This is a genomic window from Brevibacterium sp. ACRRH (assembly GCF_022346365.1).
GTDB classification, from domain to species: domain Bacteria; phylum Actinomycetota; class Actinomycetes; order Actinomycetales; family Brevibacteriaceae; genus Brevibacterium; species Brevibacterium paucivorans.
Genome location: NZ_JAKRMN010000001.1, coordinates 310,821 through 333,318, shown reverse-complemented (window position 1 = coordinate 333,318; position 22,498 = coordinate 310,821). Strand labels below are relative to the sequence as shown.

The 22,498-nt window shown below is 58.4% G+C and carries 23 protein-coding genes and 1 pseudogene; 11 read left to right on the top strand and 13 right to left on the bottom strand.

Annotated elements, in window-relative coordinates:
- The first annotated feature begins 9 nt into the window (after positions 1 to 9).
- Complete coding sequence (locus tag MHX53_RS01545; RefSeq protein ID WP_239271005.1) at positions 10 to 609, top strand: DUF805 domain-containing protein; 600 nt, start codon at positions 10 to 12, stop codon at positions 607 to 609.
- Positions 610 to 709: 100 nt separating this feature from the next.
- A complete protein-coding gene (locus tag MHX53_RS01540; RefSeq protein WP_239271004.1) occupies positions 710 to 925 on the top strand; it encodes a hypothetical protein in 216 nt (71 codons plus the stop codon).
- On the opposite strand, the gene MHX53_RS01535 is transcribed toward MHX53_RS01540, so the two are convergent.
- Together MHX53_RS01535 and MHX53_RS01530 are read right to left on the bottom strand one after the other, a co-directional pair.
- Positions 902 to 1,357 carry an NUDIX domain-containing protein gene (locus MHX53_RS01535; RefSeq protein WP_239271003.1) on the bottom strand — a complete coding sequence of 152 codons (456 nt, stop codon included), beginning with the start codon at positions 1,355 to 1,357 and terminating at the stop codon, positions 902 to 904. The genes MHX53_RS01540 and MHX53_RS01535 overlap by 24 nt on opposite strands.
- 62 nt (positions 1,358 to 1,419) lie before the next feature.
- Complete coding sequence (locus tag MHX53_RS01530; protein WP_239271002.1) at positions 1,420 to 2,799, bottom strand: NAD-dependent succinate-semialdehyde dehydrogenase; 1,380 nt, start codon at positions 2,797 to 2,799, stop codon at positions 1,420 to 1,422.
- A gap of 169 nt (positions 2,800 to 2,968) precedes the next feature.
- Between MHX53_RS01530 and MHX53_RS01525 the strand changes: the two genes are divergently transcribed.
- On the top strand, positions 2,969 to 3,319 hold the full coding sequence (locus MHX53_RS01525) for a nuclear transport factor 2 family protein (RefSeq protein ID WP_239271001.1): 351 nt from the start codon (positions 2,969 to 2,971) through the stop codon (positions 3,317 to 3,319).
- Between the two features lie 42 nt (positions 3,320 to 3,361).
- Entirely contained in the window at positions 3,362 to 4,222 is an 861-nt protein-coding gene (locus MHX53_RS01520) for a hypothetical protein (protein ID WP_239271000.1), read from the top strand.
- Positions 4,223 to 4,249: 27 nt separating this feature from the next.
- Here the strand turns inward: MHX53_RS01520 and MHX53_RS01515 are convergent, their stop codons facing one another.
- The 4 genes from MHX53_RS01515 to MHX53_RS01500 all read right to left on the bottom strand — a co-directional run bounded on the left by MHX53_RS01515 (position 4,250) and on the right by MHX53_RS01500 (position 8,732).
- The gene (locus tag MHX53_RS01515; protein WP_239270999.1) at positions 4,250 to 5,878 is read right to left on the bottom strand and encodes a long-chain-fatty-acid--CoA ligase; all 1,629 of its coding nucleotides are present in this window, start codon (positions 5,876 to 5,878) and stop codon (positions 4,250 to 4,252) included.
- Entirely contained in the window at positions 5,871 to 6,641 is a 771-nt protein-coding gene (locus MHX53_RS01510; RefSeq protein WP_239270998.1) for an enoyl-CoA hydratase-related protein, read from the bottom strand. Before MHX53_RS01510 ends, MHX53_RS01515 begins: the two co-directional genes overlap by 8 nt.
- A gap of 16 nt (positions 6,642 to 6,657) precedes the next feature.
- Positions 6,658 to 7,620 (bottom strand): NADPH:quinone oxidoreductase family protein, encoded by a 963-nt coding sequence (locus MHX53_RS01505; RefSeq protein WP_239270997.1) that lies wholly within the window; start codon positions 7,618 to 7,620, stop codon positions 6,658 to 6,660.
- Between the two features lie 146 nt (positions 7,621 to 7,766).
- Positions 7,767 to 8,732, bottom strand: coding sequence for an ornithine cyclodeaminase family protein (locus tag MHX53_RS01500; RefSeq protein ID WP_239270996.1), 966 nt, complete (start codon positions 8,730 to 8,732; stop codon positions 7,767 to 7,769).
- Positions 8,733 to 8,766: 34 nt separating this feature from the next.
- Here MHX53_RS01500 and MHX53_RS01495 point away from each other — a divergent pair, with 34 nt between their 5' ends.
- On the top strand, positions 8,767 to 9,066 hold the full coding sequence (locus MHX53_RS01495; RefSeq protein ID WP_239270995.1) for a GNAT family N-acetyltransferase: 300 nt from the start codon (positions 8,767 to 8,769) through the stop codon (positions 9,064 to 9,066).
- Positions 9,067 to 9,104: 38 nt separating this feature from the next.
- The gene (locus MHX53_RS01490; RefSeq protein WP_239270994.1) at positions 9,105 to 10,562 is read left to right on the top strand and encodes an NAD-dependent succinate-semialdehyde dehydrogenase; all 1,458 of its coding nucleotides are present in this window, start codon (positions 9,105 to 9,107) and stop codon (positions 10,560 to 10,562) included.
- Positions 10,563 to 10,564: 2 nt separating this feature from the next.
- On the opposite strand, the gene MHX53_RS01485 is transcribed toward MHX53_RS01490, so the two are convergent.
- The 4 genes from MHX53_RS01485 to galU form a co-directional block, all read right to left on the bottom strand.
- Entirely contained in the window at positions 10,565 to 11,875 is a 1,311-nt protein-coding gene (locus tag MHX53_RS01485) for a hypothetical protein (protein ID WP_239270993.1), read from the bottom strand.
- A gap of 69 nt (positions 11,876 to 11,944) precedes the next feature.
- Positions 11,945 to 12,556 (bottom strand): GNAT family protein, encoded by a 612-nt coding sequence (locus MHX53_RS01480; RefSeq protein WP_239270992.1) that lies wholly within the window; start codon positions 12,554 to 12,556, stop codon positions 11,945 to 11,947.
- Between the two features lie 2 nt (positions 12,557 to 12,558).
- Entirely contained in the window at positions 12,559 to 13,128 is a 570-nt protein-coding gene (locus MHX53_RS01475) for a hypothetical protein (protein ID WP_239270991.1), read from the bottom strand.
- On the bottom strand, positions 13,125 to 14,021 hold the full coding sequence (gene galU, locus MHX53_RS01470) for a UTP--glucose-1-phosphate uridylyltransferase GalU (protein ID WP_102239109.1): 897 nt from the start codon (positions 14,019 to 14,021) through the stop codon (positions 13,125 to 13,127). The genes MHX53_RS01475 and galU overlap by 4 nt, the downstream gene beginning before the upstream one ends.
- A 22-nt stretch (positions 14,022 to 14,043) precedes the next feature.
- Between galU and MHX53_RS01465 the strand changes: the two genes are divergently transcribed.
- Both MHX53_RS01465 and MHX53_RS11720 read left to right on the top strand, forming a co-directional pair.
- Positions 14,044 to 14,673 carry a 5-formyltetrahydrofolate cyclo-ligase gene (locus tag MHX53_RS01465; protein ID WP_239270990.1) on the top strand — a complete coding sequence of 210 codons (630 nt, stop codon included), beginning with the start codon at positions 14,044 to 14,046 and terminating at the stop codon, positions 14,671 to 14,673.
- Between the two features lie 11 nt (positions 14,674 to 14,684).
- Positions 14,685 to 14,891 (top strand): annotated as a pseudogene (locus MHX53_RS11720) (zinc ribbon domain-containing protein); the annotation flags it as partial.
- 14 nt (positions 14,892 to 14,905) lie between these two features.
- Here MHX53_RS11720 and MHX53_RS11715 read toward each other — a convergent pair.
- Positions 14,906 to 15,151, bottom strand: a complete 246-nt coding sequence (locus MHX53_RS11715) for a hypothetical protein (RefSeq protein ID WP_343212346.1) — start codon at positions 15,149 to 15,151, stop codon at positions 14,906 to 14,908.
- An 11-nt stretch (positions 15,152 to 15,162) separates the two neighbouring features.
- Between MHX53_RS11715 and MHX53_RS01455 the strand changes: the two genes are divergently transcribed.
- Together MHX53_RS01455 and mscL are read left to right on the top strand one after the other, a co-directional pair.
- Positions 15,163 to 15,819 (top strand): SAF domain-containing protein, encoded by a 657-nt coding sequence (locus MHX53_RS01455; RefSeq protein WP_204514875.1) that lies wholly within the window; start codon positions 15,163 to 15,165, stop codon positions 15,817 to 15,819.
- A 136-nt stretch (positions 15,820 to 15,955) separates the two neighbouring features.
- Positions 15,956 to 16,432: a large conductance mechanosensitive channel protein MscL gene (mscL, locus tag MHX53_RS01450; RefSeq protein WP_204514876.1), complete on the top strand. Its 477-nt coding sequence runs from the start codon at positions 15,956 to 15,958 to the stop codon at positions 16,430 to 16,432.
- Between the two features lie 71 nt (positions 16,433 to 16,503).
- On the opposite strand, the gene MHX53_RS01445 is transcribed toward mscL, so the two are convergent.
- Positions 16,504 to 16,698, bottom strand: coding sequence for a hypothetical protein (locus MHX53_RS01445; RefSeq protein ID WP_239270988.1), 195 nt, complete (start codon positions 16,696 to 16,698; stop codon positions 16,504 to 16,506).
- On the bottom strand, positions 16,685 to 21,103 hold the full coding sequence (locus MHX53_RS01440; RefSeq protein WP_239270987.1) for a DUF4011 domain-containing protein: 4,419 nt from the start codon (positions 21,101 to 21,103) through the stop codon (positions 16,685 to 16,687). The genes MHX53_RS01445 and MHX53_RS01440 overlap by 14 nt, the downstream gene beginning before the upstream one ends.
- Before the next feature lie 141 nt (positions 21,104 to 21,244).
- Here MHX53_RS01440 and MHX53_RS01435 point away from each other — a divergent pair, with 141 nt between their 5' ends.
- Positions 21,245 to 22,387 (top strand): thiolase family protein, encoded by a 1,143-nt coding sequence (locus MHX53_RS01435; RefSeq protein ID WP_102239103.1) that lies wholly within the window; start codon positions 21,245 to 21,247, stop codon positions 22,385 to 22,387.
- Positions 22,388 to 22,498 lie beyond the last annotated feature (111 nt).

The following is a 22,498-nucleotide window of genomic DNA, read 5'->3' as shown; positions in this document are numbered from 1 at the left end:
GAGCTAAACATGTCACAGTACAACTATGGGCAACCGCAGGCGACACCGTACCCACAGCCCTACGCGCAGCAGTACATGAGCGTGCCACCGGGGTTCGGACACCCCGGGCCCGACGGCACAGTCCCGCTCAACCAGCCGTGGTACGGAATCGGTTTCATGGAAGCAAACAAGCGCTTCTTTAAGAAGTACGTACGCTTCAACGGCTTTGCGTCACGTGGCGAATACTGGTGGCCATGCTTGGGATTGATGCTGATTAGCCTGATTCCCGGGATTCTCTTCGCAATCGGCTACATCATGGTTTTCGCCGGCATTTTGAGTGCGGCCGCGTCAGCGTCATACGACGGAAGTGGCGCAGGAGGAGGCGCGGCCGCCGGGTTAGGAATGCTACTCCTCTTTGCAGGCGGTGGACTTACATCCCTCATCAGCCTGGCAACGATGCTCCCCTCACTGGGAGCCACCATTCGACGGTTGCACGATGCCGGCTACTCTGGATGGTGGTACCTCTTGTCGATGGCCCCGTTCGGAGGCTTTGTCGTCCTGGTGTTTCTCTGCATGCCCACCAACCAAGAAAAATGGCAACCGGACTGGTTTGACACCTCGGAAGGCTAATCAACAACGACCTGTTTCGGGACTGCCACATGTGGCAGTCCCATTTTTTGTGCCTGTGACGTTGACTGAATGTGGCACACAAAAAGGAAAGTGAACAGGCATGCAACCATACAAGTCCGATCCGTGGTCAACTGATCTCTACGGTCTCCCGTCGGGCCCGAACACAGATCCACGCCCCTCACCAGCTCCCCTGCACGGTCCGCTCGCCCGCCCCCGCAAACGCCCGCGCGCACGCTTGGCTGTCACCTCGGGCATTATCGCAGCGAGCGTGCTCGTGGTGGCGGTGGTGTGTTTAGCCCTGTTCTTTGCGCCCTAGGCTCCAGTGCTTCACAAGAGCCGGAATGACTTGTGTGCGCGTCAGCGGTGCGAACTGCCGGGCATCCGTGTCCGGTGGTAGCTGTTCGTAGCTAAACCAATCAATGTCTTCGATCTCCTGCAGACACTGTGGCGCGTCAATATTGAGATCAGCCGGAACCGTTTCGCACACAAAGACGTGTCCAGTCACCGTGTGCCGGGCTTCATTGGCAGCGGGGGCTGTGAAGGTCCCTAAGAAAAACAGCTGGCTTTCATCCAGGCGCAGCCCCAGTTCTTCGCGAATTTCACGCACCACCGTGTCCCGAGCTGTCTCGCCAGGCTCGGGTTTTCCTCCCGGCAACATAAAAGAGGTAGTCCCCCTCTTACGAACCATGAGAAGAGCAGATTCGCTGGGGTGTTGAATGACCAGAGCTGAAACGGTGATGTTTGTCATGGGATCCTCACGCGTTCAGGCCCGAGGTGGTTCTCACCTCGGGCCCGAATCGTCACTGCAGGTTATGCGTTCTTTTTAAAGAAAAGCTGCTTGTTTGCGAATTCGTCCATTGCGAGTGGTCCTAGTTCGCGACCAATGCCCGAACGTTTCACACCACCGAATGGCAGGTATTCGCGCGTTTCTTCTGGAGTGTTGATGTATACCATTCCAGAGTCGATCTGCGCTCCGACCTTTTCTGCGCGGGATGAGTCCGAGGAGAAAATCGCTGAGCCCAGTCCGAACGGAGTGTCGTTGGCAAGTTCGATGGCTTCTTCTTCGCTCGAGACCTTGAACACCATGAATGCAGGGCCAAAGAGTTCTTCGTAGTACCCGCGGCTCCCCTTCTTGACATCGGTGAGGACAACCGGGCGAACCCACGCACCTGGACCGTCGTAGTCTTCGCCACCAGCCAGGAGGGTTGCCCCTTCAGCTACGGTCGCCTTGACCTGTTCAGTAAAGCGTTCCTTTGCCCCAGTCGACGACAGCGGAGCGAGCGTGCCCGGGTCTTCCCACGGGTTGTCCACTGCGATGTCTTTGGCTGCCTGCGTAATGGAAGAAACGAAGTCATCGTAGATGTCTTCCATGACGATCATGCGCTTTGGCGAGTTGCACGCCTGCCCCATGTTGCCCATACGGGTGTTGAAAAGAAGATCTGCAGTCTTGGCAACATCTGGGGTGTCCAGTACCACGTATGGGTCAGATCCACCCAGTTCCAGGACGACTTTCTTGAGGTTCTTCCCCGCTTCAGCCGCCACGGCTTTTCCGGCGCGTTCGGAACCGGTGAGTGAAACACCCTGGTTACGTAGGTCAGGCAGAATAACGTCCGCAACCTGTTCGTTGGTTGCGTAAATGTTGATGTACGCGTCGGCAGGAAGACCCGCTTCCTGGAAGATCTGTTCCATGACTTCTGCTGACCATGGACACTGCGGAGCGTGCTTGAGCAGGATCGTGTTGCCCAGAGCCAGGTTAGGTGCTGCGAAGCGAGCTACCTGGTAGTACGGGAAGTTCCACGGCATAATGCCCAGAATCGACCCGGTTGGTTTGCGCAGCAAGTACGCGTCCCCGTCGTTGGCGCCGCGCAGTTTTTCTTCTTCAATGAACGCTTTGGCGTTGTCTGCGTAGTATTCGTAGATCCGAGCCGAAATCTCGACTTCACCCTGACCGGCAGGAATGACCTTACCCATCTCAGTCTGGATGATCTTCGCGAGTTCTTCCGAACGTTCACGGTAGATAGCAGCGACCTTGCGCAAAATTTCTACACGCTGTTCTACCGGGGTGGTCTTCCAGCTCGCGTACTCCTTGTGGCTGCGCTCCAGGGCATCTTTGATCTGGTCATCGGTAGCGGTGGGGTACTCTTTGACGGTTTCGCCATTTGCCGGATTTACAACTTTGTATTCAGACACGGTTTATCCCTTCTGTTGACTGGCTCGTATGAGCCGGTTAGTTACACGTTATCAACGTCCAAGTGGTGTTAAACCGCATCGCTACGTATTTCTCAATATGAACTCACGCCTCGAACGAATCTGTAGCCACTCTGTATTTTTCAGCGCTTTTATGACTAGGGTGAGGAGCATGGATATTCGACAGCTGGCCCTCAACTACTACGCAACCGTGGACAAAGGTGACCCGGAAGCCACCTCGGACCTTTTTGCACAAGATGCAACCTACGACCGCCCCGGATACGACACGTTCAAAGGTGAGGAAATCCGGGAGTTCTACCGCAACTCTCGCGTGATCGAATCCGGTGCGCACACCGTCAACATGGTCGTGGTTGAAGGATCCACCGCGGCCGTTCACGGCACCTTCGACGGAGTGCTGAAAGACGGCAGCGAAGCCCACGAAGGGTTCGCCGACTTCATCCAGTTTGACGACGAAGGACTCATCGAAGCACGCAGGTCATTCTTTTATCGCGCAGCAGTGTGAAACGCGCGTGACTTCACCGGGGACGCCTGGCAAACTTTGAGCATGAGTACTACAAGCTCCGCCGTTTTGGCGCTCGCAGAAAACGAACTTGCCCAGGCCCAAGAAGCCGCCAACGTCACCATGCGTGAACTCCACGACGCACACGAAGCCGCTGAAGCGTCACTGCTGTTAGACAACGTGTGGAACGTGGGGCGCGCGGGAACCACGCAGCTGGAACCTGGATTGCTTGTGGCGCTTGCCCATTCGGGAAACTACGTGGGTGGCGCGTTCGACAATGAAACCGACGAGCTCATTGGCGTCACCGTAGGGTTCTTTGGCCGGCCTCTCGGTAAAGCTATGCACTCACACATTGCGGGGGTACGCCACGACCAGGTGGGACGCGGAACCGGTGCCGCGATGAAGCTTCACCAACGCCTGTGGTGCCTCAACCACGGCATCATGCAAATGACGTGGACGTTCGACCCGCTGATCGCACGCAACGCGGCGTTTAACTTCCGTAAGCTGGGTGTCCACTTCGTTGACTACTACCAGGACTTCTACGGTCAGATGCGCGACGGCATCAACGCAGGTCAGGCATCAGACCGCATGATGGTGAGCTGGAGTTTGGACCGCGCGCCTAAAGAAACGTCGTCCAAGCGTCTCGACACGATTGATGACCTGGACATGAACTACGCGCTCCACGTTGGGGAGTCCGGTGAGCCGGTGGAAAGCGACGTGCCTCGATCCACCACGTACGCGGCGTTGCAGATTCCAGCAGACATTGAGACCCTGCGTGGCGCCGACGCAGAGCTTGCAACCCAGTGGCGTCACGCTCTGCGCCGTGGCATTGTGCAGCTCACCCAGGACGGGTGGGACCTGGCGGGTCTGCGTAAAGACAACACGTATATCTTCACCCACGACTGAGCCAGTCCCACCCAATCTAGTGGGCCTTTATCCGTTCCACTGCTCCCGCAGCAGCTTCTTGTCCAGCTTTCCGACCGAGGTGCGTGGCAGTTCTTCTGTAATGATCACCTGATCTGGCAACTGCCATTTGGCGAACCGGTCGCTCAGGGTTGCGTAGACGTCGTCTTGTGTAACGGTGCTACCTGGACGAGGTACCACGTACGCTACTGGGCGTTCTTGGTACTTGGGGTCAGGAACACCAATCACTGCAGCTTCCAGGACCTTGTCGTTGTCGAGGATGGAGTTTTCCATGTCGATTGACGAAATCCATTCCCCACCAGACTTGATGACGTCCTTGAGGCGGTCGGTCAGACGCAGGTGTCCTGTTGGCTCGATGACACCGACGTCACCCGAACGCCACCATCCGTCCATGAAGCGATCAGAGTTGTCGTCAAGCTTGTAGTAGCTTTCGGTAATCCACGGTCCGCGTAGCAGAAGTTCGCCTGCGGACTTACCGTCCCGCGGTAGTTCTTCACCAGTTGGGTCCACGATCTTCATTTCTACAAGCAAGCTTGGAAGACCTTGCGAGCGCTTGAGGTCCCATTCTTCGTCTTCGGTGAGCGTTGACCCTGGCTTGGTGCGCACGTTTGCGGTGACAAGCGGGGTGGTTTCAGATGCCCCGTATGCGTGGATGACATTGGCTCCGGCCACTTCTTTGAATCCCTTAATGAGGGCCAAAGCAGGAGCCGTCGAACCAGATACCAGTCGCAGTCGCGACAGGTCTGGCACATTGTCCAGTGTCTTCAAGTATTCGAGCACTGGCGCAAAAATGGCAGGAGCTCCATTGGCAAGTGTCACCTGTTCGGTGACTAGCGCAGGCGCCACTTCAGCGATGTCGTTCGCGCTGAACTTGCCGGGCAACACCATCTTGGCGCCAACTGCCACACCCGACTGTGGGAAGCCCCACGACATCACGTGGAACATGGGGGTCCACGGCATGACCGTGTCTGCTTCTGTCACTGACAGGATCTGGCACAGGTTCAAAGCGTGGAGCACCACGGAACGGTGGGAGTAGAAGATTCCCTTGGGACGCCCAGTGGTTCCGGTGGTGTACCCGGCGAATGCGGCGGTGTTTTCTTCGACGAATTCGAAGTCGTATTCTTCACTGGCTTCTGCCATGAGGTCTTCAAAGAAGACAACGTTGTCCAGCGTTGTGGAGACTTCAGATGACGGTTTGTCCGTCATGATGACCCATTTCTTGACGTACACCTTAGGTGCCAGTTGCTCCGCAATTGGCAGGAGTGATTCGTCAACAAACACGGTTTCGGTGCCTGAGTGCGACACCACGTATTCGAGGTCGTGGGCTGCCAGTCGCAGGTTCAGTTGCACCAGGGTCGCGGCGACGGCAGGAATACCGAAGTACAGTTCCAGGCACCTCAGTGAGTTCCAGTCGAGCACCCCAACGGCACTTCCTGGCCCAATTCCCAAGTCGCCCAGCACGTTGGCCAGTTTCTTTACGCGACGTCCCAGTTCGGCGTAGTTGCTACGCTGCCATTCGCCGTCGATTGTGCGGTGGACAATCTCACGCTCTGGGAACACGCTCACTGAACGTGTCAGGAACGTGGTGAGGTTGAGCGGGAAGTTGTCGCCTTGAGTTGAGGCGCGTCCTTTAAGCACGGTTAACTCCTTTGAATACTGCGGGTCGTTTCTCCAAGAATGCGGCTACGCCTTCTGCATAGTCTTCTGTTTCACGAAGAGCGTCTTGCCCTGTTGCCTCCCGGCCCAGAGCCGCATCAAGTTCAGTGAGGGTTGCGTCGTTGATGGCACGTTTGGTGCGTCCCAACGCGACGGTCGCGGAGTTCGCGAATGTGGCCGCAATTTCGCTGGCCCGGGTATCCAAGAGATCGGGGTCGACGACCTCGGACGCCAGCCCCCATTCCAACGCCGAGGTGGCGGGCAGTTTTTCTGCCGTCAGCGCCATTCGGAGGGCGCGGTGGCGGCCAGCGCTGGCCGCGACTAACGCGGTTGCCCCACCGTCAGGCATGAGCCCGATTCGGGTGAACGCGAGCATGAGGTATGACTTTTCGCTCATGAGAACGTAGTCGGCCATGAGGGCCAAGGAGCACCCGATCCCTGCAGCTGGACCGGACACCGCAGCAATCACGGGGACTTCGACGTCGCGGTAGGTCTGCATGAGTTGGGTAATTTTTTCCATGCCCAGGCTCCCTTGACCTGGGGACATGAGACTCACGTCAGCGCCGGAACAGAAAGCGCGTTCGTTGCCTTTCACGATGATCGCTTGCACCTCTGGGGACAGGTCAGCCAGTGCGGATTCAAGCGTAAGAAAGGCGTCGAGGTGCAACGCGTTCATGGCTTCGGGACGATTGAACTGAATCGTGAGAATACCGTTGGTGAGATCGGTGAGCACTCCTTGGCTCATGGGTCCTCCAGTGTGTTTATGGGGTGAGTAGGATCTTGCCCATGACTGTCCGGTTGTCCAGTTCAGCTAGGGCTGCGGATGCGTCTTCAAGTGGGAACGTTGCGTGGATGCGCGGGTTAAGTTTTCCGGCTTTCACGTGCGGAAGCAGGGTCTGCCACTGTTCCTGGATGAGTCCCGGGTTGGGTACGGTTGCTGCACCCCAGCCCACGCCTGCAACGGAAATGTTGTTCAAAAGCAGGCGGTTGACTTTGACCTCGGGGATTCCACCGGCGGTGAATCCCAGGACCAGGAGGGTTCCGTAGGTGGCCAGGCAACGGAGTGAGTCGGTGAAGCGGTCACCGCCCACAGGGTCAGCGACCAGGTCGACGCCACGGGGCTTGATCTCTTTTACGCGGTCTTTGAAACCGTCGGCAAGAACCACATGTTGTGCGCCCAGTTCTTTGACGATCGTTGCTTTTTCTTCGGTTGAGACGACTGCGATGACTTCAGCTTCCATCGCGAGCGCAACCTGGACGAGGGCACTACCTAAACCGCCTGCTGCGCCGTGGATGAGCACACTTTGTCCGGCTTGAAGTTTGCCGCGGTGGCGCAGTGCGAAGTCTGCGGTGAGAACGTTCATAGGCATTCCGGCGGCTGCTTCGAAGTCCACTTCGTCGGGGAGTTTCACGGTGTGCGTTGCCGGGGCTACTGCGTACTGTGCCCAGGCGCCTTTGTCGGTGATGAAAGCGACGCGGTCGCCCACGTTGAAGTCAGCACCTTTGCCGACTGCGTGGACGGTTCCTGCACCTTCAGAGCCGATGACGAACGGGACTTGGTGTTTCGTTTGGTACATGCCGCGGGTCTGCAGAAGTTCCGGGAAGGTCACACCGGCCGTGTGTACTTCAACGACGACGCATCCGGCTGGTGGTTCCGGGATGTCGGTGTCGATGACCTGCAGGGCCTCGGGGCCTGAGAGTTCTGGTAGCTGAACTGCTTTCATGAGTCTCCTTTGACGTTTTAGCACCAACGAGCTCATCTTAACGCTCGATCAGTAAAGGAGCGAAAAATTTTGTGACTCATATCATGCTGTGGTCAGCGACCTCGAAAGCACAACGAATGCCAGCCACTCACATAGAGGCCAACGTGTCAGCCACGCTCACCTTTGACGGCTTCGTAAATCGCAGCTGCGACCGTGATGTCTTCCCACGACATACCGGCTGATTTGAACACCACCGGGGCGTCACTAGCCACTGCACCTGCATCCAGCGAGTCTGCCCACGTGTGGACGTCTCCCCATGTCAGGTGTCCTTCGTCGACGGCTTGAATAACGTCGCCACACTCTGCTTTCGCCGTGGCCATGCTTTCCACCATAACGGTCGACCGGCCTAACAGTTCGCCCGGAAGTTCGCGCGCCTCCGGACTGTGCGACCCCATCGCTACAACGCATGCGCTGTCATTGATCAGGGAGGCGTCAAAAAGAGGTTCGGACGCCGAGGTGGCAGTCACTACCAGCCCAGCCTCCTGGGTGGCCCCAGTCGCCTGCGAGGATCCCGCGACGATCTGGTCGACTTCGATTCCGTGTGTGCGGGCCTCCTCAACGACGTGATCGCCTCGGCCGGGGGTGCGCACGATCACGCTTGTACGGGTGATGGGCAGGTTTTGGTGAGCGGCACGAATGTGTGGCACCGCCTGCACACCGTTGCCGAACACCACCAGAGACAAACCTTCCGGGTTGCGTTTGCGAGCAAACGGGATAACACCAGCAATCGACACCGCAGGGGTGCGCAAGTTGGTGAGCGCAACCCCATCGATGGTTGCCAGCGTACGGTGAGTGGTGCCATCGAGCAGAAGACACGTTCCTTGGATGAGCGGTTCACCACGCTCCGGGTTGTCCGGGGTTGCGGTGAGCACTTTCACGCCCGCATAGTCGCCAACTTGGGACGGCATGAAGAGGAACTCGCCACCTCGGAGTTCACTACGGGTTCGCACGCCATCAGTTTCCGGATCAAAGCCTTCCGCCAAGGTGTTGCGCAGAACCTCTACGGCACCTGTAAAGTCCAGCGCAGCGTCTACTTGGTGAGAATCAATATGCAAAACTTCCTGACTCGCCATGCTCTCAGCATAACGAACGCATACAGTGGGCTTTATGGAGTTCAATGCAGACGACGTAACGATCGTCCACAACGACAAGGACCGTCTTTACAGTGCGGAATACCAAGGCGCTTCGATCGCGTTTTGCGCATACGCGGAAGACGCTCAAGCACGTATCCGCGACTTTAACCACACCGTGACTCAACCTGAGTACGGTGGTCACGGGCTGGCGGGCAAAGTGGTCCGGCACGCTCTTGACGACTCGGTCAGCAACGGATTCTCAATCCAGGCGGGGTGTTCCTACGTTGAGCACTTCATAGAGAAGAACCCCGAGTACAAAGAACACCTGGCTTAAAGAACACCTCACATCTGGCTCAAACGAAAGGGCAAAGCATGGACGTGCAGAGCATTATTGACAAGGTACCTACCGGCCTTTACATCAACGGGCAGTGGCGTGATGCCCAGGGTGGCAACACGTTCGACGTGGAAAACCCCGCCACCGGCCAGGTGATCGCACAGGTTGCTGACGGCACCCAGGACGACGCTCTCGAAGCCATCAAGGTCGCCGGTGATACCCAAAAGGAATGGGCCGCAACGGCTCCGCGCGAACGCTCCGAGATCCTGCGTCGCGCATATGAACTGCTTATGGAACGCCAGGACGACATCGCTGCGGTGATGTGTTCTGAAATGGGTAAGTCGCTTACCGAATCCAAGGGCGAGGTTGCCTACGGGGCCGAATTCTTCCGCTGGTTTGCTGAAGAAGCCGTGCGTGTTGGTGGCGATTTCACGATGTCCACCGACGGCAAAACCCGCCTCATGGTTTCGCGTGAGCCCGTAGGACCGTGCGTGCTGGTCACACCGTGGAATTTCCCGTTGGCCATGGGCACCCGCAAGATCGGACCAGCGATCGCTGCCGGATGCACCATGGTGTTCAAGCCCGCCAAGCTCACCCCGCTGACCTCACTTATGTTGGTGCAAGCACTGGAGGACGCGGGTCTTCCCGCCGGTGTGCTCAACGTAGTGACCTCAAAGTCAGCGAGTCGCGTTGTCACCCCGTGGATGGAATCCGGGATTGCGCGCAAAGTGTCCTTTACCGGGTCCACCGGTGTGGGAATCGGGCTTTTGGAGCAGGCGGCCCAAAACGTCATGAAGTCATCCATGGAACTGGGTGGAAACGCTCCGTTTGTCGTATGCGAAGACGCCGATCTGGACGCAGCCGTCGAAGGCGCCATGCTTGCCAAGATGCGCAACATTGGTGAAGCGTGTACGGCTGCCAACCGTTTCTACGTCCACGAATCCCTAGCCCAAGACTTCGCTGCGAAGATGGTCGAGCGGATGGAAGCGCTCACCGTGGGCAACGGAATTGAAGAAGGCGTGGACATTGGGCCATTGGTCGAAGAGTCCGCACGCGAAAAGGTCGACAGCCTGGTGAGCGACGCTGTTGCCAAGGGTGCGAAGGTCGCAACGGGCGGCAAAAAGATCGACGGCCCCGGCTACTTCTACCAGCCCACCGTTCTGACCGATGTCCCCCGCGACGCTGACATCGCAGTTGAAGAGATCTTTGGCCCAGTAGCCCCGATCTTCACCTTCACCACCGACGACGAAGCGATTGAGCAGGCCAACTCCACCGACTTTGGACTAGCCGGCTACATTTTCACGCAATCCCTGGACCGTGGACTGCGCCTGTCAGAAGAGCTGCAGGTTGGCATGGTGGGTCTGAACACCGGCCTGGTGTCCAACCCGGCCGCACCGTTCGGAGGCGTCAAACAGTCCGGCCTGGGCCGTGAAGGTTCCAACGTCGGAATCGACGAGTACCTCGAAGTTAAGTACGTGGCCACGCCGCGTAGCTAAAACTACGCGCGACGACGCGCCAGAACGTCGTCGACCACGGCACGGGCGTTGTCGTTCGCCAGCTTCTTGTCTGAGCGGATCGCCGCCTTGCCGTGACGCAAAGCCGCCGCGTCCTTTGCCGCGTCTTCGAGTTCTGGGCGCGCGCCCACCTCGGCGGCAAACGCACGTGCCAACTCTTCACGGTCAGATGGGGAGTCGCCGTAAGAGGTCTGCGCTGCCTCCATCTTGCCCGAGGTGGTTGCCGGCTCCGCTTGCGCCTTTGTGACGTACGTGGGGACAGGCATGTCCTTGGGGAACCAGCCCTTGCCCTGGCTGAGTTCTTCGAACTTTTCGCCCAAGTGAAGTTCCGGGGCTTCAGAAGCATCTGTCACGCTGAGTTTCTGCTCTGGCTCGCGAGCCGCGGCGACGTCCACCTTGCCGTTTTCTTCCTTGACGGCAGGGATTTCCGAGGTGATCGCCTCGGGCTCGGAAACTCGCAGTTTCGGGGCGGTTGTACGCGCAACAGGCTGTGCTTTTTCAGCCCGCACGGTCTGCTGAGTGCGCACAGTCTTCTGGGCGCGTGAAGCCTGCTTGGCGCGTGGCGTTTCAGGTTCGTGCACACCGTTGAGTGCGACCACTCCGGTGAGGCACGCAAGCGAAGCAGCCATCGTGAGTACCGGCGCTGCAAAACTCAAAGGACCAAAGATCGAAAACGCTCCCGTGACCACTGCCGCCACGAAGAAGCCTGCGAAGCCCAACGCCAGCAACCGCTTGAGCTTGTTGGTTTCGTGCTGTCCTGGCGCGGAGACGGTCACGCTACCCTGCGATCCCCCGGTTGCCCTGGTGTGGGCCATGCGTGCCTGTGTAGCGGCCGTTGGAGCAGTGGTTTTGCGCGTGTGGTTCTGAGGTGCGTGGTTCTTAGGAGTCTGTGCGGTCATGTGAGTGTCCAATGGTCGGTGTGAAACAGCGACGGTTTCCATCCCGGATGCCGGGGCTAGGTATATGTGGTCGTGGGTGTCTTCTTGCGCCATTTCGGCTGTGTCCCGCCCACCGGAGACCACGGTGAGATGAGGTTCAGGGCGTCGCAAAGAAATGTTTGGCGGCTGAGCTGCGAGTGGGACACCAGTTTCAGGGATGTCAGCGATAGCGCCTTGAAGCAACATGTTCGGCTGAGATGCCTGGCCGTCACAATGTGTTCGCGAGCCAGTTCGTGGGGCGCGGGCAGACGGCGGAACCGTGTCCGCGTCACCTGTCTTTGCCGCCCCTTTTGCCAGGGATGGTAACGCGAACACAAGCACTCCGATGATGATAAGAATGACGATACTCGTGTCCACATTCTTACCTTATGAGCAATGTGATTCACCGCTGAGGACAACGTGCGGAGTGTTGCGAAAGCCTCTGTATTATTCGCGTGATACGCGCGACTGAGCGTTCCTGCGGTACCGGTTCAATACACCTTCTGGCACCTCAGTGGAAAGCAACGCAAACGTACGGTGGTCTGCCCATTCACCATTGATGTGCATGTACTCCTTGCGCACGCCTTCGTCCCTGAATCCCAGTTTTTCGACAACGCGCAAGCTGGCTGAGTTTTCCGGTCGAATGTTGATCTCCATGCGGTGAAGCCCAAGTTCAAAGAAACAGAAATCTGTCGCAAGGGCAACGGCCCGAGGTGTATACCCCCTGCCTGCGACCCGTGAGTCGATCCAGTACCCCAGCGACGCCGACCTCAGCGATCCCCAACTGATCCCACTGACGGTGAGCTGACCTCGGAAACGACCGTCCACAACAATTGCGTACGGAAGTAGTTCACCCCGCTTTCCAGCACTGTTCAGCAGTTTGCGCAAACGCGAAAACGTGGGCAGCTCCCCCACAGCACCTGGCGTGGTGGCCTCCCACGGTTCCAACCACTGCGAGTTGACGGACCGAACCTCCACATACTGACGCTTGTCCGCTCGCTCAAGCGGACGCAAAGTCAGGTCAGTATCGACCAGCCGAGACGGCCACCAATCCACCATGGCTAATCGCGCGAACGCTTAGGCATCCGAAGAATTGTGGCAGTGTCGCTCCCCTGCCCCTGGTCATCTGCACTACCGGCTGCGGTCAAACGTGGTTTGGGTGGCTGGGGGTTGGGGTCCATGAGTTCCGCATACGCCGGCAAAATCTCAATGAGCGTTTCGGTGAGCGCACCCGAATTCGCCGGCAATGTCATCACAAGGGTCCGACCCACCCAACCAGCCACCATGTGTTCAAACATGGCCCGGTTGTGCCCGGATTCCATGAGCACATCACGTGCCACGTTCACAACACCAGGCGTTCGGGAGTCGAGTTCCAATTCAATCGTGTGGCATACCGGGTCAATGGACCGCACTGGCAAATCGCCCAAATACACGACCAAATCCAACGTGGTCCTGGCCTTCGTGAGCAGAGCACTGACATCCTCAGCGTTTTCAACCGGATGCTCTACCGCGTTGAACTCATTAATCAAGCACACGTACGTCGCTTGTTTGAGTGCTTTAGGCGCGACCACCGCAGGATCATACGCGATTACCGCGCTGAACTGCGGTGGTTCAAACTGGCCAGCTGTCACTTAAGACCCGCAACGTATTCGGTCAGCCACGCGTTCAGATCCTCGCCGAGGTCGTCCCTGCGCCCAGCCAACGTCACCACAGCTTTGAGGTAGCTGAGTTTGTCACCGGTGTCGTAGCGGTCTCCGCTGAAGACCACGCCGTACACACCGTTTGAGTTGGGGTCTTCGGCCAAGGTCTTGAGAGCGTCAGTCAGCTGGATCTCGTTTCCACGGCCGGGTGGGGTGTTACGCAAGACTTCGAACACCTCGGGAGCCAAAACATAACGCCCAATGATTGCCAGGTTCGACGGAGCCTCATCAACGGCAGGCTTTTCAACCAGGTCAGTGATCTTCACGGCATTCTCAACGTCTGTGTCTTCCACGGCCGCGCAACCGTAAAGGTTGATGCTGTCAGCGGGCACCTCCATGAGGGCCACAACTGAACCACCGGTCGCTTCCTGTACCGCCATCATGGTGGGCAGGATTGGGTTATTTTCATCGATGAGGTCATCACCCAAGAGAACCGCGAACGGTTCGTCACCCACGTGCTGTTCACCTTTGAGCACGGCGTGTCCCAGACCCAGCGGGTCACCCTGGCGCACGTAGTGAATGTCTGCAAGTTCAGAAGCGTGCTGAACCGAGCGCAACTTCTTGTCGTCACCCTTTGCTTTAAGCGCTGCTTCCAAACCGTCAACCCGGTCAAAGTGGTCCTCCAGCGGGCGCTTGTTACGCCCGGTCACCATGAGTACGTCCTGAATACCGGCGTTGACCGCTTCTTCAACCACGTACTGGATGGCCGGCTTGTCGACAACCGGCAACATTTCCTTTGGAGTCGCCTTGGTTGCGGGCAGGAAACGGGTTCCCAGACCAGCAACGGGAATGACGGCTTTCTTAACAGACTTCGAGTTACTCATGCCCTCATTCTAAGGTGATGATATGGAAGGTTCTGTGGCACACGCCCGTAAGAAAGAGTTGCGTCAACAAATTCGGTCTCGCCGGGAGGCTCTCCCCGCGGATCACTCTGCGCGTTTGGACCTGAATACTCAGGTGGGCGCACTCATCCAATCTGTCATGCGTAAAGGTGCGCACCCCAATATCCTGGCGTACGCCAGCATTGCCCACGAACCGTCGATTGACGGTGCCTTGGACCAGGCGCGCCTCGATGGTGCGCGCGTGTTCCTGCCTGTTGTCACTGAACCGGGTGAGCCGTTGATGTTTGGGGAGGTGACGAGTCCCTTGCGTGGCCTTGCCCCGGTTGGCAAGTGGGGCATTCGCGAGCCACACCCAACTATGGGGCCAGAACAGCTGATCGACGACCTCGGCCTTGCGCTGATTCCCGGCCTGAGCTTTTCCACCCAAGGTGGCCGGTTGGGCAACGGTGGCGGATTTTACGACCGGACGTTTGGGCCGCAGGGAGTGGCACCACTAGGTGAGGTGTCACGGGGTGGGACGTTGTTGAGCGTAGGCGTGTGTTTTGACTCCGAGTACGGCGCCGAGTTTCCAATTGCCCCATGGGATCTGACGGTTGATGGCGTTGTTACTGAGAACGGGTTGCACATGGTGTAGGGGCACGGCGCATGGCGCGACACATTCGGGCGCGTGCATGTGTGCATATAATTGGGCGGTCAGAAAGGTTGATGATGCCCACTTACTCCTACGCATGCCGCGAATGCGATCACTCGTTCGATATCCACCAAAGCTTCAGCGACGACTCACTGACCACGTGCCCCGAATGTGGCAAGGAGTCACTGCGCAAAGTCTACGGTTCAGTGGGTGTCACGTTTAAAGGCTCCGGTTTCTACCGCACTGACTCGCGTAGCTCTGAGTCCGGCGGGTCTAAATCTGGCAATTCAGCCGGATCTGGGTCATCTGAATCAGGATCGTCTTCAAGTTCTTCGTCGTCGACCTCACCTTCCTCCTCAAGCTCATCCGGTTCGAGCTCGTCAGGGTCTTCTGGGTCATAAGCCCCTTCAACTAAATGGCACAGGTGAACGAGTTTTCCACAGATTCGCCAGAGCCCTTCCCGTAGCCGGTTCGCGCTCACACACTTGAAGTATGAACGCATGGTTGAAGCGCCTGACAGGCTCCACGGACAAGAAACGCCCCCACGCACCGCCCCGTCGACTCACGCACACGCAACGTCGACTCCTGGCAGCAGTGTGCGCGGGGCTCGCAACAGTAACCCTCGTCATGGTGCTTATCCCCCGCTCCCACGGTGATCGCATCGTGGTTGCGAACACGCACATCGACCCCGGCACCGTCATCGCATCTCGCCAGGTCACAACCAAAGTCTTTCCTCCTCAACTCATACCGGAAAACGCAGTTACTGACCCTTCGCAGGTAGTGGGAACGACCTCGGCATCTTCCTTGGACGCAGGCACACCGGTGACCACAACAGCACTGCTGGATGCCGCGCCCGCGAACATCCCTGAAGGGCACGTGCGGGTGCCCATCAGTGTGAGCGACCCGGCAACCACCTCGGTACTCAAACCCGGCCACCGAATCCAGGTGTATTCCGCAACAGCTGAGCAGGCCAGTTCGCTGGTGGACAACGCGTTGGTGATAGCCGTGACGACTGCGAACGACCAGTTCACCGGACAAACAAGTGTGGTGACCATAGCTGTGAAACAGGAGGACGCGCCCAAGTTAGCGGGGAATGCAGGGCTGAGTTTTGGGCTGCTGGGAAGCAGTGAGACGCAGAACACCTCATGATGTGTTTTTAGTTACTAAACGAGAGACCGACAAGAAGTTGACCCTTAAACTTTGATAAATTATTAATGCTCAATTGAGCGCAAAATCCACTTCAGTATTTTCGGCACCAATCTGGCGTGCCCGTTGAAAGGCAGACATGTTCAAAGGATTTAGGGATTTCATTCTGCGCGGAAACGTCATCGAATTGGCGACCGCCGTTATTATCGGTGGCGCGTTCACCGCAATCGTTACCGCTGTTTCGGACAAAATCATCAACCCACTGATCGCGGCTATTGGTTCACCTGAAGTTGGTGGACTCGGATTCCGTATCCGCCCAGAAGTCCCGGAAACGTTTGTTGACTTCGGTGCCGTTATCACCGCAGCAATCAACTTCCTCATCATTGCTGCAGTTGTTTACTTCATCATCATCATGCCAATGAACCGCCTCAACGAATGGCGTAACCGCAACGCTGAAGAAGAAGACGTTCCAGCTACCAGCGAAGAACTGCTCACCGAAATCCGCGACCTTTTGGTTGCTCAGAACGTAGACGCTGGCCTTCCTGCTGATGCTAAGGTCAACACCGTTGCATCTGACAACGTTGACAGCGACTTTGGCGACGCCGGGAAGCACTAATCTGTAAGAGCTGAATAAGTTTTCGCAGTAGGCGCTCCGCATTGATGTTCGGGGCGCCTGCTTCTTTTTGTTTACCCACGATCGGGGCGCGTAAACAACTGGTCGCCCCAGTGAGGTGGCTTCTCGTGCGACAAACCAGAGTCACTCGCAGCGGTTTCTCCCGACCGGTTACCCAACAGTCGCCGGTACCTTTCTTTGGCTAGTTGAGCTCGTTTCCGGCGCTGTGCCTCTGACTGTTCGTCCGAATTTCCGTTACGAGTCGTCACGCTCGTTTTCTCGCTCTTCTTCGCGAAGCCCGGCGTCGATCAAGTCCTCGTCCCGCAATACGCCCGTGTCATATGTGGGCATGACCTCGTCCTGGTCAAGCTCCCGGCCCTCGTCACCTGGGCTGGTTGCAGCACCCTCCTGCGACTGCTCTTCAAACACGGCCTTGGCACGTGCCTGCGCCTCACGGTAGCGGCGCACAGCCCTAGCAATCGTGTCGTTGAGATCAGTGTGCCCACGGTAAGCCAGAGCCGTCTGCAACTGGTGTTCAAGTTCAGCATCATCACGGAACTGGTTATCCGACTGAATCCACTCGAGCATCTGGTGGAGCTCGGTCTCAGAGTACGCGTGCAGGGGCAACCCCGGGGTCACTTTGGGTCGGGACCCGCGACGCCCGGTGACAACTGAAGCCGCACGCGCGGCGTCCAAAACCGACTGTGGCGAGTGTGCTTCCACGGAATCACGCCACAGGTCATACATGCGCTTGGCGACCGCTTGCGGATTGGCAAATGCGTCCATCGACCACATGCGCGCACAGGTCCAGCCACGGCGTTCAAGCGAGTCACGGCGTAGGCGTTCACGTTCGCGCACGCTTGGCGTCGATGCGTAAGCAGGGCCGTCGGTTTCGATCGCCAGCACCATGCCCTGATCCACGGTCTTGCCAACCGGCACTGCAATATCAATCCCGTGGTAGTTCACAATAGGGTGCGCGCCCAGCTTGCGCATACGTTCAGCAATGTCGTTGACAAGTGGGTTTTGCGCATTCGTCGCACCTGTGGCACCACCCGCGTCTCGCATGCCACGCGCACCAGCCGATTCCTGTTCGCCGGTGCGTGTCGCTTCACTGCGCGACGTCGCCACGACCGTCGAAATCAACTCAAGCAAATACCGTGCGCCGTGCTTGAGGCGCGAACGTTCTAAGTCTGTAGGTCCGTAGCTGGACACCAACGTCAGTTTCTGGCGCGCACGAGTGACAATTGAAGCCAAGAGCTTTTCGCTGTCCGGCTGTTCGAGCGACCCAAAGTTATACAGGACACGACCCTGCAAGGTGCGTCCGTAACCCACGGAGAAAATCACTGCGTCGCGTGCAAAACCTTGAACACGCTCAACATCGGTGACAACAAACGGTTCCTTTGTGGTGTCGGTAAAGAACGACGCCACGTACGGGTACTGTCTGATCGCAGACTGAACCGCCGACGCAACACGTTGCGCGTGCCACGGTGTCAAGGTGATGACTGCAAGCGACTGGCGTGGTTTGGTTCGCGCGTGACGCAAAACCAGGTCAACAACACGCGAAACTTCCTGGTCAGGGCTCTCCACTTGGCCGGTCACCGAATCCGGTACACCCGTCGCATCGGGAACGTAAGCAAACTCCAGACCGCTGCCTTCGCTGGTACGTGCAGTAGGCAAAGACGAAATAGCCGACTCATAGAAGTGCCCATTGACCAGGTCCAGCAACCCTTGTGGGGCAGATCGGTGGTACGTGCGCAGCCCCTTCAGCGGAAGGAACTCAGCCAATTCGGTGAACACGCTCGATGAGCTGGGCTCTGCAGGAACAGCGTGCCTATTCACACTCACCGAGAACGGCTTAGGACCAGGCAACCTCGGGTCCCCTAGAGCCACAACTTGGCGTGCTCGCACAATTGACGGCAGTGCCTCGGGCACCGACAGACGAGCCGCGTCGGCAATGATGACCACGTCGAAAAAGTCTTGAGTCGCAAACACGTTTGGCACTTCAAACGGGCTCATCATCCACACTGGTGCCAACGCCGACAGCACGCGAGGCGCTTCAAGCGCGAGCTGTCGAATGTGCAGGTGAGGAGCGCGTAGCGCTGTGCGCACGCTTTCTGCTTCGGCCTTGAAGCTTGCGATAGCGCGACGCCACCCCGCAGCGTGAGCGTACATGAGGCGTTCGCCACCGGATTTCACGAACTCACGGTCGGCTTCGCGGAATTCTCGAGCCAAACTGTCCAACGCACGGGTGTCGTGGCCACTGATCTGTGTGTCAGCCGCGGCCATCTGCTGCAACACGGTTGCCCAGTAGGCCAGGTCGAATTCGGCTCCCACTCCCGCGTGACGCACCTTGCGTGCGCGCAGGTCATCCAGAAGGTCACCCAGTCCGGCCTCTCGCAGCTTGTCATCCGCCGAGGTGCGCGCCGGCAAATCTGCCAGCGCCGCCCGGTCTTCACCCATCGCACTCAAGCGGGCTTGGAGTTCCTCGACCAGCATGCGTCCCAGGTCGCCACCGTCAGGGGTGTCGTCCATGATGGGGTCGAGTTGCCGCAACTTGATCTCGAGTTCCTGGTACACGTCGAACGCTTCAACTGCACCGTCAACGGCCCGCGGCGCCTGGGACGTGTCGCGCGTGAGCCGGTACCACTGGTCGCGCAGTTCGCGCACGTTCTGAAGTTCTTCGTGCAGGTCGGCAACGGGTCCGCGCGTGAGTGACGCAGCTTCTTTCTTCAAACGACCACGTTCAAACATGCCCTGGTCGATGTTATGTTCCCTGCGGTACTGCCCTGAACCAGTCGCTGCGATGAGCTCTTCCAGGTTGGCATCGAACACCTGCTCTTTGAACCGTTTGAGCAGGCGCGACACGTCAACGATCGTCTTGAGGCACGCGCCCCATTCGTCGACGTTGCGTGCCGGGTTCATTCCAGCCGCGCGCAAAACGGGTTCAGTTTGCTTCGTCAGGTCTGTGACCAGGCGGGCGGCTCGTTCGGCGGTAGCGCGTGCGGTTTCGGCGTCTTCGTTGTTAGCGAATCGCGCCCCGAACCACACGGTGTCTTCCACATCCATCGTGAACGCGCCCAGGTCGGATAGTTTGAGCAACTCGTCTCTGAGTGCGTCGCGCGCAGCCGAGCTGAGCTTCATGACACGGTCATCGAACCGCACGTCGGTCAAGGGTCCCGGGTCCGAGGCGGTAAGCGCCGCAAGGTGCTCCAGGGTGGCAAAGACCGAGGTGCCCCACGGCTGCCGCTCTTGGTGCAGTGACGCTGTGTGCGCGTTCAGTCGGTCGCGCGCGTCGGTGAGCTTCTTGAGCAGGTCAGTGTTTTCGGGTTTTGAGCTGCGTTCCGCGGAAATGATGAGTGAAACGAGTTGCTTCTTCACCTCGCTCATGCGTTCGCGACCGTCGACGACGAAGTTACGAACACCTGCGTCGTCGAGTCGAGTGGCGAGGTCATCCAACGCATCCGAGCTTTGCGCAACGTAAAGCACGCTCTTGCCTGCGTGAGCCAGTGAGGTGGCGAGCGCAGCGGCCACCTGAGTGTTGCCCGTTCCTGGTGGCGTGTCGACAACGAGAGACTCTCCCGCCAGTGCCGCGTCGACAACGGCTTGCTGGTCGCCGTCTACGTCAAGTGCCAGGAATTCTGAGGACGGTGAACGGTCCGGTAGTCGCGGGGTCGTCTGCGCGGCCATCGAGGCGCGCAGTTCGCGCCTCTTGCGCAAGCGCTTCTGTTTTTTCTCACCCGAGGTCTTAGCCGCTGAAACTGCCTTGCTGCCAGCCGCTTTCGTCGCGTCCGCGTTTTCAGACTCCGCGTTCGCTCCCAGCGTGGGGAGGTTTTTCGTGTTGGCGTCAGAAACGCCTGCGGACAGTCGTGGTTTTTTCGCCGAGGTCGTCGCCGCCTCCGCGGTTCCCTTCCCTTCCCCCGCAGCGGGTGCAGGTGCAGGGTCACTGGAACGACCTCGGGACAGGGAGCCCCGAGCGTCAGCGTCACCAGCCAGGGCGCGCACGACGGGGTGGTCCATGGGGAGGTCGTCGCGTCCGAACGGCGTGGTGATGTTGGCGAATGTGGACACCACTAGGCGCTGGCCCACGAGCAGTCCCGGGACCGACCGGGTTACCGTGCGCAGTCGCTTGTACACGCCGGTGGGGTCGAAACCGTGCGACTCCTGCGTGGAGGCGATCCATTCGTCTGTGTCGATGTGGACACCGTGGTGCTTGCGCAGGTACTCCACCAAAGCCGGGTTGACGACGGTGTCGTTGGCCAGGGTGATTTCGAAGTCTTCGACGTTAGTTCCGCGGGGCACCAGTTCAACGTGGCGCAACAAAATAGGGGCGGAAAAGTCGGTGCGGGTGCCGTCGATGTCACGCGACCACTGAGCGAAACCGATCGCTAAGTGCGCGGTGTGGATTCCTCGTTCATAGGACAGCTGGTCGGCTTTGTGGCGGATTGATTTGACCCGGCGACGTGCATCCGCAAGCTGTTCCGCGTTGCGAATGAGGCTGGACAGGCGCGTGGCACGCCCGGCAAGTAGCTGTGCCACGCCGGAAGGGTGAGCGCCAGAGAGATCGAGTGAGCCGTCACGCGAGTCACGGAAGTTGAGCATCGTGTCTCGGCCACCGATTTTTGTGGCACGTTCGTTCCACTCGGCGACTGCAGAGTTGATAGAGGAATTGCTCATAGACACATCGCAACACTATCGGTTTTCAAGTCTTGCTTAGTGGTGCCACACCGCCATCTCCATACCTTGGACAACGTTTCATGAATATGTGACTTAGCGCATAAGCTTGGCCGGGATAGGTTCTACCGCACGAGGAGAAAAATGAACGACGCAGTTATTGTTGCCGCTCGCCGCACCCCCACCGGTAAGCGCGAAGGAATGCTCAGTGGAATCCACCCGGCAGACCTTTCTGCCCTGGTAATTGAAGATATCGTTTCGACCACTGGCATTGACCCCAACCTCATTGACGACGTTATCTGGGGCTGTGTCACGCAGGCCGGCGAGCAGACCGGTGACATCGCACGCACCGCAGCACTGTCCGCCGGACTTCCCGAATCCGTCACGGGTGTGACGGTTGACCGCCAGTGTGGATCGTCGCAACAGGCACTGCACTTTGCTGCCGCTGGAGTGGCTTCTGGTCAGTACGACATCGCGATCGCCGGTGGCGTCGAGTCCATGTCACGCAACCCCATGTTCTCGTCCTCGATGGGTAAGTCGCCCTACGGCACCAAGTTCAAGGACCGTTACCAAGGAGACGACCCCAACCAGGGAATCGGCGCGGAAATGATCGCTGAAAAGTGGGGCTTCTCGCGTACCGAGCTGGACGAGTTTGCGGTGCGTTCACACGAACTCGCAGCTGCCGCAACTGACGCCGGTGCATTCGAGTCCCAGATCATTCCGGTGGAAACTGAAAACGGCACCGTATCCGTTGATGAGGGCATCCGCCGAGGTGGTAGCGTCGAGAAGCTGGCGAAGCTCCAGACCGTGTTCAAGGAAGACGGTGTTATTCACGCTGGTAACGCGTCGCAGATTTCCGACGGCTCCGCAGCCATGCTGGTCATGAGCTCGCAGCGCGCTAAGGAACTGGGCCTCACCCCACTGGTGCGTGTTCACACTGCTGTGCTGGCCGGCGCCGACCCAATCATGATGCTCACCGCGCCTATCCCAGCAACGGAGAAGGCACTCAAGAAGTCCGGTCTGTCGATCAACGACATTGGCACGTTTGAAATCAACGAAGCATTCGCCCCTGTTCCACTGGCGTGGTTGAAGGAAACGGGCGCTAACCCTGACTTGCTGAACCCACACGGTGGCGCAATTGCGCTGGGCCACCCGCTGGGTGGATCGGGTGCCCGCCTCATGTCCACCATGATTCACAACATGGTGAACAACAACATTAAGTACGGCCTGCAGTCGATGTGTGAGGGTGGCGGCCAGGCCAACGCCACGATCCTGGAACTGCTGTAAAGCCACACCTCGCAAAGTGAGCGTGACGGCGCAATATATTGCGCCGTCACACTCACTTTGCGCAACCGGCACTTATACGTAAATCCGACGACCTGGTAGTATTGCCTGGTC

Bases quoted from the DNA above. Each gene is read 5' to 3' on its own strand.
- MHX53_RS01545 (WP_239271005.1), top strand. From the start codon at position 10: ATGTCACAGTACAACTATGGGCAACCGCAGGCGACACCGTACCCACAG.
- galU (WP_102239109.1), bottom strand. From the start codon at position 14,021: ATGAGTAACTCGAAGTCTGTTAAGAAAGCCGTCATTCCCGTTGCTGGT.
- MHX53_RS01505 (WP_239270997.1), bottom strand. From the start codon at position 7,620: ATGAAAGCAGTTCAGCTACCAGAACTCTCAGGCCCCGAGGCCCTGCAG.
- MHX53_RS01455 (WP_204514875.1), top strand. From the start codon at position 15,163: ATGAACGCATGGTTGAAGCGCCTGACAGGCTCCACGGACAAGAAACGC.
- mscL (WP_204514876.1), top strand. From the start codon at position 15,956: ATGTTCAAAGGATTTAGGGATTTCATTCTGCGCGGAAACGTCATCGAA.
- MHX53_RS01540 (WP_239271004.1), top strand. From the start codon at position 710: ATGCAACCATACAAGTCCGATCCGTGGTCAACTGATCTCTACGGTCTC.
- MHX53_RS01440 (WP_239270987.1), bottom strand. From the start codon at position 21,103: ATGAGCAATTCCTCTATCAACTCTGCAGTCGCCGAGTGGAACGAACGT.
- MHX53_RS01500 (WP_239270996.1), bottom strand. From the start codon at position 8,732: ATGGCGAGTCAGGAAGTTTTGCATATTGATTCTCACCAAGTAGACGCT.
- MHX53_RS01525 (WP_239271001.1), top strand. From the start codon at position 2,969: ATGGATATTCGACAGCTGGCCCTCAACTACTACGCAACCGTGGACAAA.
- MHX53_RS01480 (WP_239270992.1), bottom strand. From the start codon at position 12,556: ATGGTGGATTGGTGGCCGTCTCGGCTGGTCGATACTGACCTGACTTTG.
- MHX53_RS01435 (WP_102239103.1), top strand. From the start codon at position 21,245: ATGAACGACGCAGTTATTGTTGCCGCTCGCCGCACCCCCACCGGTAAG.
- MHX53_RS01535 (WP_239271003.1), bottom strand. From the start codon at position 1,357: ATGACAAACATCACCGTTTCAGCTCTGGTCATTCAACACCCCAGCGAA.
- MHX53_RS01490 (WP_239270994.1), top strand. From the start codon at position 9,105: ATGGACGTGCAGAGCATTATTGACAAGGTACCTACCGGCCTTTACATC.
- MHX53_RS01465 (WP_239270990.1), top strand. From the start codon at position 14,044: ATGGAAGGTTCTGTGGCACACGCCCGTAAGAAAGAGTTGCGTCAACAA.
- MHX53_RS01495 (WP_239270995.1), top strand. From the start codon at position 8,767: ATGGAGTTCAATGCAGACGACGTAACGATCGTCCACAACGACAAGGAC.
- MHX53_RS01510 (WP_239270998.1), bottom strand. From the start codon at position 6,641: ATGAGCCAAGGAGTGCTCACCGATCTCACCAACGGTATTCTCACGATT.
- MHX53_RS01520 (WP_239271000.1), top strand. From the start codon at position 3,362: ATGAGTACTACAAGCTCCGCCGTTTTGGCGCTCGCAGAAAACGAACTT.